Below are 17568 nucleotides of genomic sequence, written 5' to 3'. Positions count from 1 at the left end.
GGGTCCGTCCGTTTGTTTACATGGTGCGCGCGGCGATGGTGGACAGCGTGGCGCATAATGCCGCCAGCGCCATGAGCATCAGCCCGTCAAACATCAGCGAGGATGGCGTGAGGAAATGCGACCCCACTTCAAGATGATCGGGAATGGAGTGGGCCACATGGGCAATCATGTCACGGGCCTGCGGGTCGCTGCCCGCCGCCCCGTTGACGATGCCAATCACATGCGGCAGCGCGCTCCAGCCAATGCCCAGCACCAGCACCAGCGGGGCCACCAGCTCGGAAACCTGCTGCACGAGATAGAACGCGAAATAGAACACCGCCCACACGCCAACCCTTGCGATGCGCGGCATGTTCAGCCCGCCGGGAGGGGCGGCATCAGGCGGCAGCGTACGGTCCTGGGAGCGGTTGGAAAAGGGACTGTCCATCAAAACAAGACTCCGGCATGGGGCGGCTTCCCCGGATTGTAGGAAATGCATTCCTGCCCGAGGTAGCGATGGCTTGTATTAAATGCAAACTTCTGCCTTGTGCATATGGCAAACAGCGAAGGTCGCCGGAGCAATGGATCACGCCAGCCCACAGCAGGCCACGGCAACGGGGTCTGCCCGCCCTGAAGCCCCGCCGGTCATGGTCTTTCGGGTGGGAGAGCGGCAGTACGGCCTGCCTGCGGGGCTGGTGGTGCGCGAGTGCATGCCGGTGCCCGCCCTGCGCGCGCCCATGGTGCCGGTGGCGCATGTTTCAGGCTGGTTCCGCCTTGGGGCGGAGATGGTGGCGGTGCTTGACCTTGGGGTGCTGTTGGGCGTACGCGCCCAGGCCGTGCGCGCGCCGCTTGATCTGCTGTACCGCCCGCTGCTTTTGTGCAACCAGCCCGGTGGCGGCTGTGTCGCGCTGCTGGTTGATGCGGCCCTTGATGTCATGCGCCCGCAAAAGGGCAGCCCTGCCATGGTTGACGCAGGCCGCCGGGAAGCCGAGGGTGCGGGGCAGGAACTTGAACGGGGGGATGGCAGCATTGTCTTCATGTTGCGCATGACCGACATCCTGGATGATGATGAACGCATGCGGCTCGACAGCCTGCTCGAGCGCACCCGTGCGCGCGCGGCCCTGTGGGCGCAGACGGACCCCGATGCCACCACCACGCCCGATGGCGCGCCGTGAGCGGATCGGCCGCCTTTCCGCCTGCGGGGTTTCGCCGGCTGGTCAATGCCGTGACCCGGCGCACCGGCCTGCATTATTACGTGGACAAGGCCGACCTGCTTGAACAGGTGGTGGGCGCGCGCATGCGGCTGCATGGCTGCCGGACCTGCCATGACTACCTGGCCCTGCTGGCCGATGCCGAGTGTGGCGATGCGGAATGGCGCGAGCTGGAATCGGTCATCACCATCGGGGAGACCTTCTTCTTCCGCTATGCCGAGCAGTTCGTGGCCCTTGAGCGCACCATCCTGCCCCGGCTGATCCGCAAGGCGCAGGCAACGCGTCATCTGCGGATCTGGAGCGTGGGCTGCGCCAACGGGGCCGAGCCATACTCCATCGCCATCGTGCTTTCGCGCCTGCTGGATGAGGCGGGCCAGAAACTGGCGGACTGGCGCATCGACATCCTGGGCACCGACATCAGCACCCGCGCGCTCGACCAGGCGCGCGAGGCCGCATTCAGCGCATGGAGCCTGCGTGATATCGCCCCCACGCAGCGCGCGGAATGGTTCACGCCGGTCAGCACGCGCCTGTGGCGGCTGCATGAGGATTACCGGCGCATGGTCACTTTCCGCTACAGCAACATCCTTGACCTGCTGCGCCCCGATGGCGGCCCCGCCGGGCCGTTTGACCTGATCCTGTGCCGCAACGTGCTGATCTATTTCGCGCAGGCGCAGGCGGTGGGGCTGGTTCACGCCATGGCGGGGCGCCTCGCGCCCGAGGGCTGGCTGCTGCTGGGGCATTCGGAGCCGGTTTCCGATTTCAGGCCGTTTCTCGAGACCGTGCGCCTGCCCGGCACGCTGGCGTTCCGCGCGCCCGCGCCGGGGGGCGTGCAGGCTTTGCCTGCCACGGCGCAGCCGCTTCCCGCGCGCCATATGCCGCGTGCGGCACTGCCCGTGCCGCTGCCCGACAGCCCGTCCATTGCCGCCGCGATCCGCCGCGTGGCCGATGGCGGGCATGTGGCGCGCGCCATGCAGATGTGCCGCGACCATCTGGCCCGGCATCCGGTTGACGTGCGCATCCATTTTCTGTTCGCCGTGCTGGCATGGGGGCACGGAAACCTGCTGCAGGCCGAGGAATCGTTCCGTCGGGTCATCTATCTGTGCCGCGACCACGTCATGGCGCGCTGCTACCTTGCCCGCCTGCTTGAAGATGCGGGCGGGCATGCGCAGGCCGCCCGCATCCGCGCGCAGATGACGGAACTCGCCAGCCGCTGCCCGCCCGATGCCCCCCTGCCTGATGGCGATGGCCTGACCGCGGGCGGCCTGCTGCGCCTGGTGCGCCAGCTCGATGAGCCGCCCGGTGCGCTCCCGGTCGTGGCCCGCACCCAGCGGGTACCCTCCTGATGGCGCGTTTTTTCGGGCCGCCGCCCGCAGTTCCCCCCGTGGCGGGGCGCGAGGCGTTCGCGCGGCGCGTGCTGGCCGACCGCGCGCGCATCATGGCTGCCCGCGCCGACACCGATGCCGCTCCCGCGCCCGCGCGCCCGCTGGTCATGCTGGACCTTGCGGGCCAGTGCTGCGGGGTGGACCTGCATGCCGTGCTGCGCGTGACCGACCCGGTGTGGAGCGACATGCCCCGCAGGCCCGACTGCCCGCCCGGCGTGCGCGGCGTGCATGGCTATCAGGGTGATCTGTATACCGTGTTCGACCTGTCGGTGCTGCTTGGTGGCACGGCGCTGGCGCAGCCCGGTGTCATGCTGCTGCTGCGTTCGGTCTCGAGCATTCCGCTCGGGCGCATCGCCCTTTTGGCCAGTGGGGCGGGGGGCACGGTGGACATTACCGCAACGCCCATTCCGCTTACGCCCTCGGGTTTTCCGCAGGCCAGGCTGGCCGATGGGCGCAGCATGACGGTCATTGATCCCGCGCGCCTGTTTTCTTCCCGTTATGTCGGAGTGTGAAGTCCCGTGACTATCGCCAATCGCCTGCTGTTCGGTTTCATGGTCGGTGTCCTGCTCATGGTCTCGCTGGGCATCTATGCGCTGGGGCAGATCCGCGAGGTGCGCGACGAGATGACCATCATCGTCACGCGCGACCTCTCGGTCTATCGTGAACTGACCCATATCCGCGCCAATGAGAACGACCTCGTCGCCCGCAGGCTCGCCATCCTGGCGCATTACTATGCCCATGATTTCGAGACCGCTCCCGCCGTGCTCGAGGATGCCATTGCAAGCTGGGATGAAAAGGCCCGCGAGGCTGACAGCCTGCTCGCGGGCGTGCTTTCCCGTGCTGAGGAAGGCGGGCGCCTTGCGCGCAGCAACGACCAGCGCGAGATGTTCAATACCGTGGCCAGCCAGCTGCGCGACATTTCCAGCCAGTTCCAGATGGATACACGTGGCGCGGGGCTCCTGTTCCAGGCCATCCGCGCGGGCAATGACCCCAGCGTGCGCGAACAGGCCTCGCGCATAGACAGCCGCGAGCAGTCGATAGACCTGCTCGTGGGCCGCGCCGCCTCGCTGCTCGACCACGGGGTGCAGGTGGCCGAAACCCAGGGGGCTGCCTCCTATGACTACAGCCGCCGCTCGCTGGCCATTGGCATGGTGGTCGCCGTGGTGGTGGCGCTGATCGTGACCTTCTGGACGCGGCGCTCGATCATGGAGCCGATCTCGTCGATCATGCACGTGATGGAACGCGTGGGGCAGGGCGATCTCGCCACGCGGGCCAAGGTGGGTGGCATGGGCGAGGAGCGCGATGAAGTCGCCCGCCTTGCAGCGGGCCTCAACCGCATGATCGACGGCCTGCGCGAAATCGCGCGCCAGAGCGGCGAGGTGACGCAGAACCTCGATGCGGCGGTGGCCGAGATCCGCGCCTCCACCCAGCAGCAGGCCGCAAGTGTTGAAGAGCAGTTTGCCGCAGTCCAGGAAACGGCGGCCACGGTGGACGAGATCACCCATTCCGGTGCGCAGATCAGCAAGCGCGCGCGTGAGGTGATTTCATCAGCGGAGGTGATCGTGCACAGCTCGGCCAGCGGGCTTGAAGCGGTGGAGGAAACCGCGCGCGCCATGGCCCACACCCATGACGGCGCCGAGGCCGTGGCCTCGAACATCGTGGCCCTGTCCGAGCGCACCGAGGCGATCAGCGAGATCATCGCATCGGTCAATGACCTGTCGGAGCGTTCGCACCTGCTGGCGCTCAATGCCGCGATCGAGGCGGCGGCGGCAGGCGAGCATGGCCGCTCGTTCGCCGTTGTGGCCGCCGAGATGAAGATCCTTGCCGACCAGTCGCGTGACGCCACCCAGAACGTGCGCGCCATACTGGGCGACATCCAGCGCGGCATCAACACTTCGGTCATGCTGACGGAGGAGGCGGTCAAGCGCGTCTCGGCCGGCAAGGAACGCACCGACATCGCCTACCGCACCATCGAGCGCATGACCGGCGGCATCCAGGAGGGCGTGAACGCCTTCCAGCAGATCGTGGCGTCAACCAACCAGCAGCAGATCGGCATCGAGCAGGTCATGACCGCGCTGCAGAGCATCCGTCAGGCCAGCCAGCAGACATCGGGCGGCACGCGCAACCTCGAGGTCTCGGCCAGCAACCTTGGCAAGCTGTCCAAGCAGCTGCTCACCATTTCCGCGCGTTACCGGACCTGACGGTTGGCCCGTGGATAACCTGAGGGATGAATTGCTGGCGGTATTCGATGCCGAATACCGTGACCACCTGCGGGCCATCCGCGCCATCGTGGCGGCGGGCTGTCCGGACGCGCAGGGCCTTGCGGAAATTTTCCGTCGTGTCCATTCGCTGAAAGGCGCGGCGCGCGCGGTTGAACTGCCGGTTGTGGAGGGGGTCGCCCACGCGCTGGAGAACCGCCTCTCCGCACTGCTCTCGGCCCGTGCGCTGCCCGACCCCGCCGATCTTGCCGCCATTGCCGATACGCTTGACGAGATCGACCTGCTCATGACCGCCCCCCCCGCGGATGCGCCTGCCGCACCCGATGAGGGGGCAGCACAGGTTGAAAACCCGGCCTATGTGCAGGTGCCCGTGGCCCGGCTCGATGCGCTGGCCTCCGCCGTGCATGATCTCATGGCCGTGGCCGATCGGCATGAGCGGCTGTGGGCGCAGGTGATGGACCTGCTTGGTGATGCGCGGGCCGTCATGCACGCGCCCGAGCGCATGCTCGCCGACCCGGTGGCCGAATTCGCGCGCATGACGCGCCGGCTGATGGGGGTAGGGCGCGAGCGTGAACTCATGGCTGGCCAGATCGACCGCGCCCTGCTGCGCCTGGGCGAGGAAGTGCATGCCGTAACCCTTGTGCCCGCCGAGAGCGTGTTCGGCTCGCTGGCCGCCATGGCCCGGCGTATCGCGCGCGAGCATGGCGGGCCGGAGGCGGGCGTTGAGGTGCACATGACCGGCATGGAGGTGCAGACCGAGCGCCGCGTGATGCAGGCCTTGCGCGACCCGGTCATTCACCTCGTGCGCAATGCCATCGTGCACGGGCATGAAACCCGCGCCGAGCGGCTGGCGGCAGGCAAGTCGGAATGCCTCAACATCACCATCGCCGTGACCATGACCGGGGTGCGGCTGCAGGTGGCCGTAAGCGATGACGGGCGCGGCCCCGACCTGCGGGCCATCGCCGCCCGTGCGGCAGGGCAGGGGCTGGTCCATGCCGATGCCCCGCTTGATGCGCGGCAGTTGCTCGCGCGCGTGTTCGAGCCGGGTTTTTCCACCCGTGGCAAGGCAGACAGCCTGGCCGGGCGCGGGGTGGGGCTTTCGGTCGTGGCGGAGGCGGCGCGCGCACTGCACGGCAGCGTGCGCATGGAGCAGCGCCAGCCCGCGGGCACCACCGTCATCCTGACCGTGCCGGTCTCGCAGCGCCAGCGCACCGTGCTGCTGGTTGAAAACGCGGGCCAGGCGCTCGGCCTGCCCGGCCGGGTGATCCGCCACCTGCTGCGCGTGCGGCGTAACGAGATCCGCATGCTGGGCGGCATGCCGTTCGCCGTGGTGCCCCATCCGCCCGATGGCACGGGCGTAGCCCCCGAACAGCGCGAGGAGGAACTGGTACCGCTCGCCCCGCTGCGGGCCTTCGTGGGTGATGAAAACGCCCCGCTGCCGGTGCGCGATGGCGCGGTGAGCGTGGTGGTGATGGAGGTTGATGGCGTGCGCTGCGGCTTTGCCGTCGAGCGCATGGTCGATGTGCGCACGCTCCTGGTATCGGACGCCACCGCCGTGGGGCTGGATAGCGAACTCGTGCCTGGCATAGCCTGGCCGCGCGAGGACCAGCCGGTGTTCGTGCTCAGCCCCGACCGGCTGTTTGCGCGGTGGCGCGAGCGCGGCAATGGCGGGCGCGCGCATTTCAGCGACGTGGATAGCGCCGCCCCCGTGGTGCCCGTGCGCCACGCGCCGCTGGTCATGGTGGTCGATGATTCGATCACGACCCGGACATTGCAGAAAACGATCCTTCAGTCTCACGGTTATGACGTGTGCCTTGCGGTGGACGGGGAGGAGGCGCTGGCCATGCTCCAGCAGTCCTCGCGGCATGTGGATGTGGTGGTGACGGATGTGGAAATGCCGCGCATGGATGGCCTGACCCTGCTTGCGGCCATGCAGGGAGATGCGCATCTGGCCCATATTCCCGTCGTGCTCATGACCTCGCGTGATGATGGCGAGGATATCCGTCGCGGCATGGAAGGTGGCGCACGGGCCTATCTGACCAAGCAGCGCTTCGATCAGGGCGAACTGATCGATACCATAAGGGGACTTTTGTGAACGTGATCACGCCCCAGCCCGCCCAGCCGCCAAGGCGCGTGCTGATCGTGGAGGATTCGGCGGTACTGCGCCACCTGCTCATGCGCGTGGTGGCCGATGACCCGCGCCTTGAACTGGCCGAAGCGGTGGAAACGGCGGAGGAAGCCCTGCGCCTCGTGCCGCGCCTGCGGCCGGACGTGATCTCGATGGATATCTGCCTGCCGGGCATGGACGGGCTTGAGGCCACGCGGCAGATCATGGCGCATTTTCCCACCCCCATCGTGATCGTGAGCGACACGCTGGGCGGGCAGGCGACGCATGTCTCGATGAATGCGCTGCGCTCGGGCGCGCTGACCGTCATCGAGAAGCCGCAGGGCCTTACGGGCAGCGCGGGTGCCGCCGTGGCGCAGGGCATTGCCACCCAGCTTTACATCATGAGCCAGGTGCCGGTCATCCGGCGGCGGCTGATGCAGGCGGAACCATTTCGCCACAAGGGCATGTGGTCGCACCCGCTTGCCATTCACCCCCGCATCGTGGCCATGGCCGCCTCTACCGGGGGACCAACCGCCTTTGCCCGCGTGCTGGGCGACCTGCCGCCTGATTTCGCGCTGCCGGTGGTGCTGGTGCAGCATATGGGCCAAAGCTTCATGGAAGGGTTCGCCCGGTGGCTTGACCAGCAGGTGGCGCTGCCGGTCACGCTTGCGCAGCATGGCATGCCACTCGAGCGCGGCCGCGTGCTGGTGGCGCCGGGCGACCGGCACATGACGGTGGGCACGCGCGGCGAGGTGCTGCTGCATGACGCGGCCCCGGTGCAGGGGCAGCGGCCCTCGGCCGACGTGCTGTTTTCCTCGGTGGCAAAGGTTTTTGGCGCCGACGGGCTTGGCGTGCTGCTGACCGGCATGGGCGAGGATGGCGTGGAAGGGCTGGGCCGCATCCGTGCGCGCGGCGGCTACACGGTGGTGGAGGACCGCAGCACCGCCGTCATTCACGGCATGCCCGGCGCTGCCGAGCGCGCGGGGGCGGCGTGCATCAGCCTGCCGGTGCATGAAATCTCCCCTCATATCCTCCGGGCCATGGCGGGCGGCCCGGTTCCCTCCCAAGACCCCCTGGCTGGATAAGACGACCCCATGGTGCTGACCGACCGCGAAGACATTGCCGACACCCTGCTGCTGGTGGAGGATTCGGACACGCAGGCCCTGCGCATCCGCCGCATGCTGGAAAGCCATGGCTTTCACGTCCATCGCGTGGCCAGCGGGGAGGAGGCGCTCGATACGCTTGATGTCCGGCTGCCGGGGCTGGTGATTGCCGATTATCACCTGCCGGGCATGAATGGCGGCCAGCTGGCCCGCCAGCTGCGCATGAACGCGGTCACGCGCACCATACCGGTGCTGATCCTGACCGAGGGGATCGAGCCGGGGCTCGAGCGCGAGGGGCTGGAAAGCGGGGCGGATGCGTATATCCCCAAATCCTCCGACCCGGCGCTGATCGTCTTTCGCATCCGCGCGCTGTTGCGCGAGCACGCCGCGCATGCGCCCTCGCCTGTGCCGCAGCGCGTGTTCCGCCGGGCGCGCATCATGGTCATTGCCCCCGAGCCCGAACACAGGCGCGCCGTGCCCGAACTGCTCGACCAACTGCGGCGCGACGGGCATATCGTCACCTTGTGGCATGATCCCTCCCGGCTCGTGCCCGCACTCCTGCACGACCCCGAGCACATGCCGGACTGCGTGGTGATCGACCTTGCCTGCCGTGAGTTCGACGGACTGGAAGTATGCCGCAAGCTTGATGAATGGCGGCAGGAGGACCTGCTCTCGGGCAACGTGCCGCCGCGCATACTTGGCGTGGATGGCGCCCCCCGGCCCGATGCGAAGGAGTTCTCGGCCCGCGTGTTCGAGGCGGGGATTGATGATCTCGTCTCGCGTGATGTGGGGCCTGCGGCGCTGGCGCTGCGCATTCGCGTGCTGGTGCGGCGCAAGCTGTTGCAGGATGACGTGCGCCGCATCGAGGTGGAGCGGCAGGCGCGCGAGATCGCGGTGAAAAGCGCGCGCGCGGAGGCGGCGGCCATTGCGTCGAAGGCCTCGCTGGCCGAAGCGCTGGAGCAGGCCAACCGCGAACTGGCCGATGCCAACCGCAAGCTGATCGAAACCCAGGGCAAGCTGGTGCAGACCGCCAAGATGGCCTCCTTAGGTGAACTGGTGGCGGGCATCGCGCACGAGATCAACAATCCGCTGGCCTTCATCCTGGCGCACAAGGATACGGTGGCGCGCGGGCTTGACCGGCTCGCGGCCATGGAAACCACGACCACCGACCCCGATCACGAACAGCGCGGGGCGATCCTGACCAAGTGCCGCGACCGGGTGGGGTCGATGAACATGGGGCTGCGGCGGATCCAGAACCTTGTGCTGAACCTGCGCAAATTCTCGCGGCTCGATGAAGGGCTGTTCCAGATCATCGACGTGCCCGAGGCGCTGGAAACGGTCATGGCGCTGCTGACCCAGAAGCTGGGCAGCGGCATTGCGGTCAGGCGGCATTATGAGGCGCCTGACCGGCTGTACTGCCAGGCGGCGCTGCTCAATCAGGTCATCATGAATATTATCAGCAATGCGGCGGACGCAATTCTTGCCGCCCAGCATGATGATATGTCTGGTCAGGGCGGCATAGCGGTGGGCGAGATCGATATCCACACCTACCTCGCCCATAATGACAGCGGGCCTGACAGTTACGTCTTTGTCATTACCGATAACGGCCCCGGCATCGCACCTGATGTGCAGGAGCGCATTTTCGAGCCGTTCTTCACCACAAAGCCGGTGGGGGCGGGCACGGGGCTGGGGCTGGCCATTGCCTATAGCGTGGTGCAGGCGCACCAGGGCAGCCTGTCGGTCGGGCGGGCGCCGGAGGGCGGTGCGCGCTTCACCATTTCCATACCGTGGCATCCGGGGCAGGGGAGCGAAAGCCCGCCACCGGTCGCCACATCATCCGAGCGCATGGCCTAGCCATGCTGTCAGTCCGCGTGCAGGGAGAGACCATGCCCATAAATACAGATCCCGCCGCGCAGGTGCGCCCCGTTGTCCTGCTGGTGGATGACGAGGCGGAAATTCTCGTTGCCCTGACCGATCTGCTGGAAGACACGTTTACCGTCCTGTCCACCACATCGCCCACCGAGGCGCTGGAGATCCTCTCCACCCGCAACGACGTGGACGTGATCGTGTCTGACCAGCGCATGCCCGAGATGGGCGGCGATGTGATGCTGGCCCGTGCCCGCGCCCATAGCGACGCCCAGGCCATACTGCTTACCGGCTATGCCGATATCGGCGCGGTGGCGGCAGCGCTCAACCAGGGGCGCATCTCGTTTTATTCCCACAAGCCATGGGACCCCGACGCCCTGCGCGCCATGATCGTGCAGGCGGCGGATTACCACCGCCTCGAGCGGGAACTGCGCACCGAGCGCATGCTGCTGCACGGGTTGCTCGACAACCTGCGCTCGGGCCTTGGCTTCAAGGATGCGCAGGGACGCTTCATCCGCATCAACCAGCAGGCCGCCGATTTCTATGGCCGCGACATCAATGCCTGCCTTGGCCGCACGGAGGAGGAGCTGTGTGATGCTGACCTCCTGCCCATCGTCCGCGCGGCGAGCGCGCGCCTGCGGGCGGAGGGGCGCGACGAGGAAGCGCTGGAGCTGCCCGCCCATATCCGGGGTGCGGCGCAGGGGCGGTGGCGCGAGATCACGCGCGTGGTGCTTGGTGCGTTAGGCGATGGCTCGGCGGGCTCGGTCGTCATCAACCGCGACATCACCCGCCAGCAGGAAATGGCGGCCCGCCTGCGCCAGGCGGAAAAGATGCAGGCGCTTGGCACGCTGGCGGGCGGCATTGCGCACGACTTCAACAACCTGCTTACCGCCGTGCTCGGCTCGCTTGAACTGGTGCGTGACATGGGGCCGGAGGAAGGGCCGATGGCCCGCCTGCTCGACAATGCCGCCGCTGCCGCCCAGCGTGGCGCATCACTCACGCGCAGGCTGCTCAATTTCAGCCGCCCGCGTGACCTGAGCCTCGAGCCGGTGGATGTGAATGCCCTGCTGCACGGCATGAAGGACCTCCTGGCGCAGACCGTGGTGTCGCGTCAGGGCAAAGGGGCCAATGGGCAGCCCTGTTCCATCGTGGTCGATACCGCCGCCTCTGACGGGGCGTTGCCACCCGTGTGCACCGATGCGGGCCAGCTTGAACTCGCCGTGCTCAACCTGTGCATCAACGCAGTCGATGCCATGCCGGGCGGCGGCATGATCGTGGTCTCAACGGCACTCAAGCAGGTGAAGGAGATCGTGGCGGGCACCAACCTCGTGCCGGGTAATTACGTGATGGTTTCGGTCACCGACCAGGGGGTCGGCATGTCGCCCGATACGCTGGCGCGCGTGTTTGAGCCGTTCTTCACCACCAAGGATATGGGGCGTGGCACGGGGCTGGGCCTGTCCATGATCTACGGTTTCATCCGCCATGTGGGCGGCGAGGTGCAGGTGCGCAGCCAGCCGGGCGAGGGCACGCGCGTAGATCTGTGCCTGCCGGTGCAGGGCGGGGGCGGCGTGGGCGAGCGGAGCCTGCCTGCGCGGCTGCCGCAGGCGAAGGCAGGCGGGAGTAGCGCCCGCGCGCTGCATGTGATGGTGGTGGATGACGAGCCGGGCGTGCGCGCGGTTACAGTGGGCTTTTTGCGCGCGCGGGGGCATGAGGTGTGCGAATATTCCTCCGGCACGGCGGCGGTGCAGGCCATGAAGGAAGGGCTCGGGCCGATCGACCTCGTTATCATGGACGTGATGATGCCGGGCATGGGCGGCCTCGAGACGGTGCATCATCTTCAGGCCCTGCGCCCCGGCCTGCGCGTGCTGTACCTGACCGGCTATGCCAGCGCGGGCGCGCTGCCCGCGGGCAGCGCCAATGTCATGCACAAGCCCTTCACGCAGGCGGATCTTGCCGCCCATATCGACCGGATCATGCAGCGCCCGTCTGACTGAAATGCGGCGCGCGCCCGGCGCGTTGCCCCTTGTGCTGGCGCAGGAAGGTTTTATCTGTATCAACATGCAAGATCATCATTCCTCATCCCATGACCCGGTCGGGTGGCATGGTACGACCATTCTGTGTGTGCGCCGGGGCGGCCGTGTTGCCATGGCGGGCGACGGGCAGGTGACGCTGGGGGCCACCGTGATCAAGGGCAATGCCCGCAAGGTGCGCCGCATCGGGCCGACGGGGCAGATCCTGGCAGGTTTCGCAGGCGCCACGGCCGATGCCTTTACGCTGCTGGAGCGACTGGAAAACAAGCTCGAGCGCTACCCCAACCAGCTTGAGCGCGCCTGCGTGGAACTGGCCAAGGACTGGCGCACCGACCGCTACCTGCGCCGGCTGGAAGCGATGATGGCCGTAGCCGATGCCGAGCGTTCCTTCACGCTTACGGGCAATGGCGACGTGCTGGAACCTGAGGATGGCATCATCGCCATTGGCTCGGGTGGCAATTACGCGCTCTCGGCCGCGCGTGCCCTGCTGGGCATTGACGGGCTGGAAGCTGAGGATATTGCCCGCCGGTCGATGAAGATTGCCGGTGACATCTGTGTCTATACCAACCATTCCGTCATTGTGGAGACACTGGGCGCGGATGTGCATGAAGGGGCAGCCTGATGGAAATACCCAATCATACCCCGCGTGAGATCGTCTCCGAGCTCGACCGCTTCATCATCGGGCAGGGCGATGCCAAGCGCGCCGTGGCCATTGCGCTGCGCAACCGCTGGCGCCGCGCCCAGCTGCCTGATGCGCTGCGCGAGGAAGTGGTGCCCAAGAACATCCTCATGATCGGGCCGACCGGCTGCGGCAAGACCGAGATCGCCCGCCGCCTCGCCAGGCTTGCGCAGGCGCCTTTCCTGAAGGTCGAGGCCACCAAATTCACCGAAGTGGGCTACGTCGGCCGCGATGTGGAGAGCATCATCCGCGACCTGATCGAGGTGTCGATCAACATGCTGCGCGACCTGCGGCGCAGGGATGTCGAGGCCAACGCCGCGGAAGCCGCCGAGAAGCTTCTGCTTGATGCGCTGGTGGGGGAGGGCGCATCCGCCGAGACGCGCAACAAGTTCCGCCGCATGCTGCGCGCGGGCGAGCTTGAGCACAAGGAAGTCGAGATCTCGATTGCCGAGGGCGGCAACCCGACCCAGTCCGACATGCCGAACATGACGCCGGGCACCGTCATCAACTTCTCGGACATGATGAAGGGTTTCATGAACCGCGTGCCGCAGCAAAAGCGCATGACGGTGGCTGCCGCCCGTACTGCCCTGATCCGGCAGGAAGCGGACCGGATGCTCGATACCGAGGCCCTGACGCGCGAGGCCGTGGCCCATGCGCAGGATCATGGCATTGTTTTCCTCGACGAGATCGACAAGGTCTGCGCCCGTGCCTCGGAAGGGGGCGCGCGGGGCGGCGATGTCTCGCGTGAGGGCGTGCAGCGCGACCTGCTGCCGCTGATCGAGGGGACCACCGTCTCGACCAAATACGGCCCGGTGCGCACGGATCATATCCTGTTCATTGCATCTGGCGCATTCCACATCGCCAAGCCGTCCGACCTGCTGCCCGAACTGCAGGGGCGGTTGCCCATCCGGGTGGAACTCGCCTCGCTCACGCGTGAGGATCTGCGCCGTATCCTGACCGAGCCGGAGCATTCACTGCTCAAGCAGTATGTCGCGCTGCTGGGCACGGAGGATGTGAAACTGTCATTTAGCGATGGGGCGATTGAGGCGCTGGCGGAACTGGCGGCGGATATTAACGAACGGGTCGAGAATATCGGCGCGCGGCGTCTGGCCACCGTGCTCGAGCGCCTGCTCGAAGATGTGTCCTTTACCGCTGCCGACCGCAAGGGCGAGGCTGTGCTGATCGAGGCCGCCGACGTGCAGGCCAAGGTTGCTCCTCTGGCCCGCAAGGGTGATCTGAGCCGCTTTATCCTGTAGGGCATGACCCGACCCGCAGGGGGCCGTGCCGCAGGGCGCGGCCTTTTGCATTCTGACCGATTTGATGGCCACCACCGCTGGAAAGATGATGACTGACCCGTTTGTAAAGCCCGAGGACGATACCGCCGCTGACGCCATTGCCGAAATTGGCGAGGAACTGGCCCTGTTTGATGACTGGATGCAGCGCTACCAGTACATTATCGAACTCGGGCGCAAGCTGCCGCCTTTCCCCCCCGCGTGGCAGGATGATGCCCATCGCGTGCCCGGCTGTCAGAGCCAGGTCTGGATGGAGGTGCAGCCGCGTGATGGCGCACTCTACCTTGCGGGCGCATCGGATGCGGCCATCGTGTCGGGACTGGTGGCGCTGTTGCTGCGGGTCTATTCCGGCCGCAGCAGGCAGGAGATACTGGATACGGACCCGGCCTTCCTGCGTGAACTGGGGCTGGTGCAGGCGCTCTCCACCAATCGGGGCAACGGGGTGGAGGCCATGGCACAGGCCATACGCAAGGCAGCCGCAGCCCTGCCAGCCTGAAACGGAAGAAAGCTTTCAAAGCCGCCGCCTTTTACAAAAAAGGCGGCGCGTAGGCTATTCTGGCGTTCAGAGGCTGTTTGAAAAGTCAGGCTCCATAATATCCTGAAATTATAAAAGTTTTTGGTGAAGCTTTTTCCTCAAAAGCGTCAGAAGACGCCGCCTTTTTGAAAAAAGGCGACACCCAAAAAACTTTTCTTATTTTTTATCAGTGATTTGTTTTCAAACAATTCCTCAGTAACCCGCATCAAACCCTGCGTCGTCCACGGCGGCATACAGGTCTTCGAGGTTGGTGGAACGGGCATCATAGGTAACGAAGGCCTTGCCCTGTTCGAGCGAGACCTCAACCATCGAGACGCCATCCACTTTCTGGAGGGCCTGCTGTACCTTTGAGGCGCAGCCATCACAGGTCATGCCCTGTATGTTCAGTGTCAGTGTTTCCATGGTCTGGCTACCTTCTGCTGTCGCACGCCCGCAGTGGCTGCGTTGGGTTGTTCAGTCGAATCATTACAACGGAAAAGGGGGCTGCGCCATGACCTCTTCCGCAAGGGTAGCCTCCGTGGCATGGGACGAAATCCGGATTGCCGCAGGTTTGATAAAAGCATCGCCCTGATTATGGGATATATTGTATATATTGAGGTGGCATGAAAATGGAGGCCGGACGTTTTGAGTTACGACCTTATGGTTTTTGATCCCGCTGCTGCCCCGCGTGACAGGACGGAATTCCTTGCCTGGTATCGCCAGCAGATGAAAGACGCGGGTGACGGCAGTGCGACAACCCCGGCGCTGAACGCATGGTACGGGGATATGTGCCGCACATTCCCGGATATGGACAGCGTAGAACTCGAGGCATCAGATGATGCCGGTTCTTATATGACTGATTATTCATCAACTACGCCGCACATGATCTACGCAGCGTTTGCATGGTCGGTGGCCGAGGAGGCGTATGCCCTGACGCGTGAGTTGGCAATCCGGCACCAGATCGGTTTTTTTGATGTCAGCGCAACGGATGGCGAAATTTTATTTCCCGCATGATGGTTCAGAGACTGTTTGAAAAGGCAGTCTTAATAACACTTTGAAATTATAAAAGTTTTTGGTGAAGCTTTTTCGAAAAGCTTCGAAAGGCGACACCCAAAAACTGTTCTTAATTTTTAAAAGCACTTTTGGAGTGCCCTTACAGATTCAGGCAGGCAGCCTTTTGCGTGGTCGTTGTCATTAATAATATTATCACTCATAATAAAAATAGAAACGTGCTTATTCCATGTCCAGACAGGATACGATCAGGATCCTGGCGTGTTCATGGAGTAGCATGGAGCGGAAAATTGCCTGTGTCACTCACGGCCCGCGCGGCGGCTTGGAAATAGCGCGTTGATAAAAAAGGATAAAAGTTATGAGCGCCACCTTTTTTCAAAAAGGCGGTGTTCTTTAGAACAGATCGTGATTGGGTGAAAGCACCTAATTACGTGAAGATGCTATGAAAACAACAGGTTAGAGCAGTTCATTTGATTCTATCTAATATCAGATTTCTCCAAGGCATTCCCTAAAGATCGCTGGTATTTCCCCGGATAGCTTTTCGGGCAGCCGCGGCATCATGCAGCTGGGCATACAAAAAGGGCCGGTGCTTGCGCAACCGGCCCTTGCTTGACGGGATGATCGACGCAGGCGTCAGTCAACCGTGCTCATGCGGGTTTCATCAACGAACTTTTCGGTATCATCATCGATCTTGCGCGACTTGCGGCCAGCGGGACCGTGCACATACAGCGTCTTGCGGTCGATCTTCTGGTCCGAGCCCTGCGGCTTGAGCGGCATTTCATATTCGGGCTTCTGCGCATGGTCGGCCATCTGCAGCTCGGGATTGAACACCGAGTTGAACTTCCAGATCATGGTCAGGAAGTTGGTCTGCCCGCGCAGGGCCAGGCGCAGGGCAATGCCCAGCGTGTCCTTGATCGCACTCCAGCCCAGATGCTTGTTGTTCAGGATCTGCTGGGTCTTGACGAGTTCCTCATAGAACTCGCGCAGGGGCAGCGTGGTGGGCATGACCGCGTGCTGGATGTCGAACAGGCGATAGTCGCGCGTGGTCAGCTTGCGGGACTCGCTTTCCCAGATTTCGGTGCCGGGGTAGGGGGTCGTGACCGAGATGTTCACGATATCCGGAATCTCGAGGCACCACTGGCGAATGACCTCGAAGCGCTCGCGGTCCCATGACGGATCGGCAATCAGGTTGATGGCCACGATCAGGTCGAGCGAGCGGGCATATTCCAGCGCCTCGAAGTTGCGGTCCATCGACACGCGCTTGCGGAAGCGCTTCAGCCCTTCGGCATCGACCGCCTCAAGCCCGATGAAGATGTAGCTCAGCCCGATCTCTTTCCAGACCGCGAACACTTCCTTGTTGCGCATCAGCACGTCGGCGCGCGTTTCGAGGTAGTATTCTTTCTGGATGTTGCGGCGCTTGATCTCGTCGGCGATGGCCATGCCGTGCTCGGCATGCACGAAGGCTACGTCATCGACGATGAAGATGCCGGGCTCCTTGATCTCCTGCAGTTCTTCGCCAATCACCTTGGCGCTCGCCGTGCGGTAGGAGCGGCCATAGAAGGTCCAGGCGCTACAGAAGGTGCAGTCCCACGGGCAGCCACGCGCGAACTCGATTGAGGCGGCGGGGTCGAGTGTTCCGATGAAGTATTTGCGGCGGTGGCGCAGCAGGTCGCGCGCGGGGCGCACCTCATCAAGCGATTCGATGAAGATGGGCGGCGGGCCATCGCCATCCATGGTCACCACGCCGGGCACGGTGGTCAGATCCTTGCCCTGCTCCCATGCCTCGAGCAGCAGGCCGACGGTGGCATCGCCCTCGCCCTTGAGCACGCAGTTGATGGCGCCATCGGACAGGGCCAGCACGTCACGTGCGATAAACGAGATGGAATGCCCGCCAATGAACAGGAACACGTTGGGCAGGCGCTTGCGCGTTTCCTTGCACAGGTCAATGATCTCGGGAACATTGGCCAGGTAATTGCCCGAGAAGCAGATGGCATGCGGGCGGAATTCCTCGATGCGCTGCCAGTAATCGGGGTGCTTCTCGACCTGCAGGTCGATGATCTGCACGTCATGCCCCTTGTTGCGCGCGGCACCGGCAACCAGTTCAAGCCCCAGCGGTTCAAGACGCAGGAAGACCTTCGTGTACATGAGCGAGCTTGGATGAACGGCCAGTAATCTCAT

At 64.7% G+C, this 17568-nt stretch carries 15 protein-coding genes; 12 read left to right on the top strand and 3 right to left on the bottom strand.

Translation table 11 applies throughout. The annotated features are described in order from the left end of the window. Nucleotides 1–16: 16 nt before the first annotated feature. Entirely contained in the window at nt 17–424 is a 408-nt protein-coding gene (locus CDI09_RS00610; protein ID WP_078524483.1) for a hypothetical protein, read from the bottom strand. A 133-nt stretch (nt 425–557) separates the two neighbouring features. On the opposite strand from CDI09_RS00610, the gene CDI09_RS00605 reads away from it, so the two are divergent. The 11 genes from CDI09_RS00605 (at nt 558) to CDI09_RS00555 (ending at nt 14361) form a co-directional block, all read left to right on the top strand. After that, on the top strand, nt 558–1151 hold the full coding sequence (locus tag CDI09_RS00605) for a chemotaxis protein CheW (RefSeq protein WP_078524482.1): 594 nt from the start codon (nt 558–560) through the stop codon (nt 1149–1151). Beyond that, entirely contained in the window at nt 1148–2530 is a 1383-nt protein-coding gene (locus tag CDI09_RS00600) for a CheR family methyltransferase (protein WP_078524481.1), read from the top strand. The genes CDI09_RS00605 and CDI09_RS00600 overlap by 4 nt, the downstream gene beginning before the upstream one ends. Continuing rightward, nucleotides 2530–3081, top strand: a complete 552-nt coding sequence (locus CDI09_RS00595; protein ID WP_078524480.1) for a chemotaxis protein CheW — start codon at nt 2530–2532, stop codon at nt 3079–3081. Before CDI09_RS00600 ends, CDI09_RS00595 begins: the two co-directional genes overlap by 1 nt. Nucleotides 3082–3087: 6 nt before the next feature. Continuing rightward, the gene (locus tag CDI09_RS00590) at nt 3088–4770 is read left to right on the top strand and encodes a methyl-accepting chemotaxis protein (RefSeq protein ID WP_078524479.1); all 1683 of its coding nucleotides are present in this window, start codon (nt 3088–3090) and stop codon (nt 4768–4770) included. A 10-nt stretch (nt 4771–4780) separates the two neighbouring features. Then, nucleotides 4781–6883: a hybrid sensor histidine kinase/response regulator gene (locus tag CDI09_RS00585; protein WP_110571137.1), complete on the top strand. Its 2103-nt coding sequence runs from the start codon at nt 4781–4783 to the stop codon at nt 6881–6883. Nucleotides 6884–6888: 5 nt separating this feature from the next. Beyond that, complete coding sequence (gene cheB, locus CDI09_RS00580; RefSeq protein WP_408884479.1) at nt 6889–7980, top strand: chemotaxis-specific protein-glutamate methyltransferase CheB; 1092 nt, start codon at nt 6889–6891, stop codon at nt 7978–7980. A 9-nt stretch (nt 7981–7989) separates the two neighbouring features. Beyond that, nucleotides 7990–9852, top strand: a complete 1863-nt coding sequence (locus CDI09_RS00575; protein WP_078524476.1) for a response regulator — start codon at nt 7990–7992, stop codon at nt 9850–9852. 38 nt (nt 9853–9890) lie between these two features. Continuing rightward, nucleotides 9891–11858 carry a response regulator gene (locus tag CDI09_RS00570; RefSeq protein WP_078527694.1) on the top strand — a complete coding sequence of 656 codons (1968 nt, stop codon included), beginning with the start codon at nt 9891–9893 and terminating at the stop codon, nt 11856–11858. A gap of 64 nt (nt 11859–11922) precedes the next feature. Beyond that, nucleotides 11923–12516, top strand: coding sequence for an ATP-dependent protease subunit HslV (gene hslV, locus CDI09_RS00565; protein WP_078527692.1), 594 nt, complete (start codon nt 11923–11925; stop codon nt 12514–12516). Then, nucleotides 12516–13829 carry an ATP-dependent protease ATPase subunit HslU gene (gene hslU, locus CDI09_RS00560; RefSeq protein ID WP_078524475.1) on the top strand — a complete coding sequence of 438 codons (1314 nt, stop codon included), beginning with the start codon at nt 12516–12518 and terminating at the stop codon, nt 13827–13829. Before hslV ends, hslU begins: the two co-directional genes overlap by 1 nt. Nucleotides 13830–13914: 85 nt before the next feature. Next, nucleotides 13915–14361, top strand: coding sequence for a SufE family protein (locus CDI09_RS00555; protein ID WP_078527691.1), 447 nt, complete (start codon nt 13915–13917; stop codon nt 14359–14361). Between the two features lie 231 nt (nt 14362–14592). Here the strand turns inward: CDI09_RS00555 and CDI09_RS00550 are convergent, their stop codons facing one another. Then, the gene (locus tag CDI09_RS00550) at nt 14593–14802 is read right to left on the bottom strand and encodes a heavy-metal-associated domain-containing protein (protein WP_078524474.1); all 210 of its coding nucleotides are present in this window, start codon (nt 14800–14802) and stop codon (nt 14593–14595) included. Between the two features lie 237 nt (nt 14803–15039). On the opposite strand from CDI09_RS00550, the gene CDI09_RS00545 reads away from it, so the two are divergent. Next, a complete protein-coding gene (locus CDI09_RS00545; protein ID WP_211308930.1) occupies nt 15040–15393 on the top strand; it encodes a hypothetical protein in 354 nt (117 codons plus the stop codon). A gap of 630 nt (nt 15394–16023) precedes the next feature. On the opposite strand, the gene hpnR is transcribed toward CDI09_RS00545, so the two are convergent. Continuing rightward, entirely contained in the window at nt 16024–17568 is a 1545-nt protein-coding gene (gene hpnR / locus CDI09_RS00540) for a hopanoid C-3 methylase HpnR (protein ID WP_078524472.1), read from the bottom strand.

It is taken from the genome of Komagataeibacter nataicola, assembly GCF_003207795.1.
GTDB lineage: Bacteria > Pseudomonadota > Alphaproteobacteria > Acetobacterales > Acetobacteraceae > Komagataeibacter > Komagataeibacter nataicola.
This window is presented reverse-complemented; position numbering and strand designations above follow the sequence as displayed.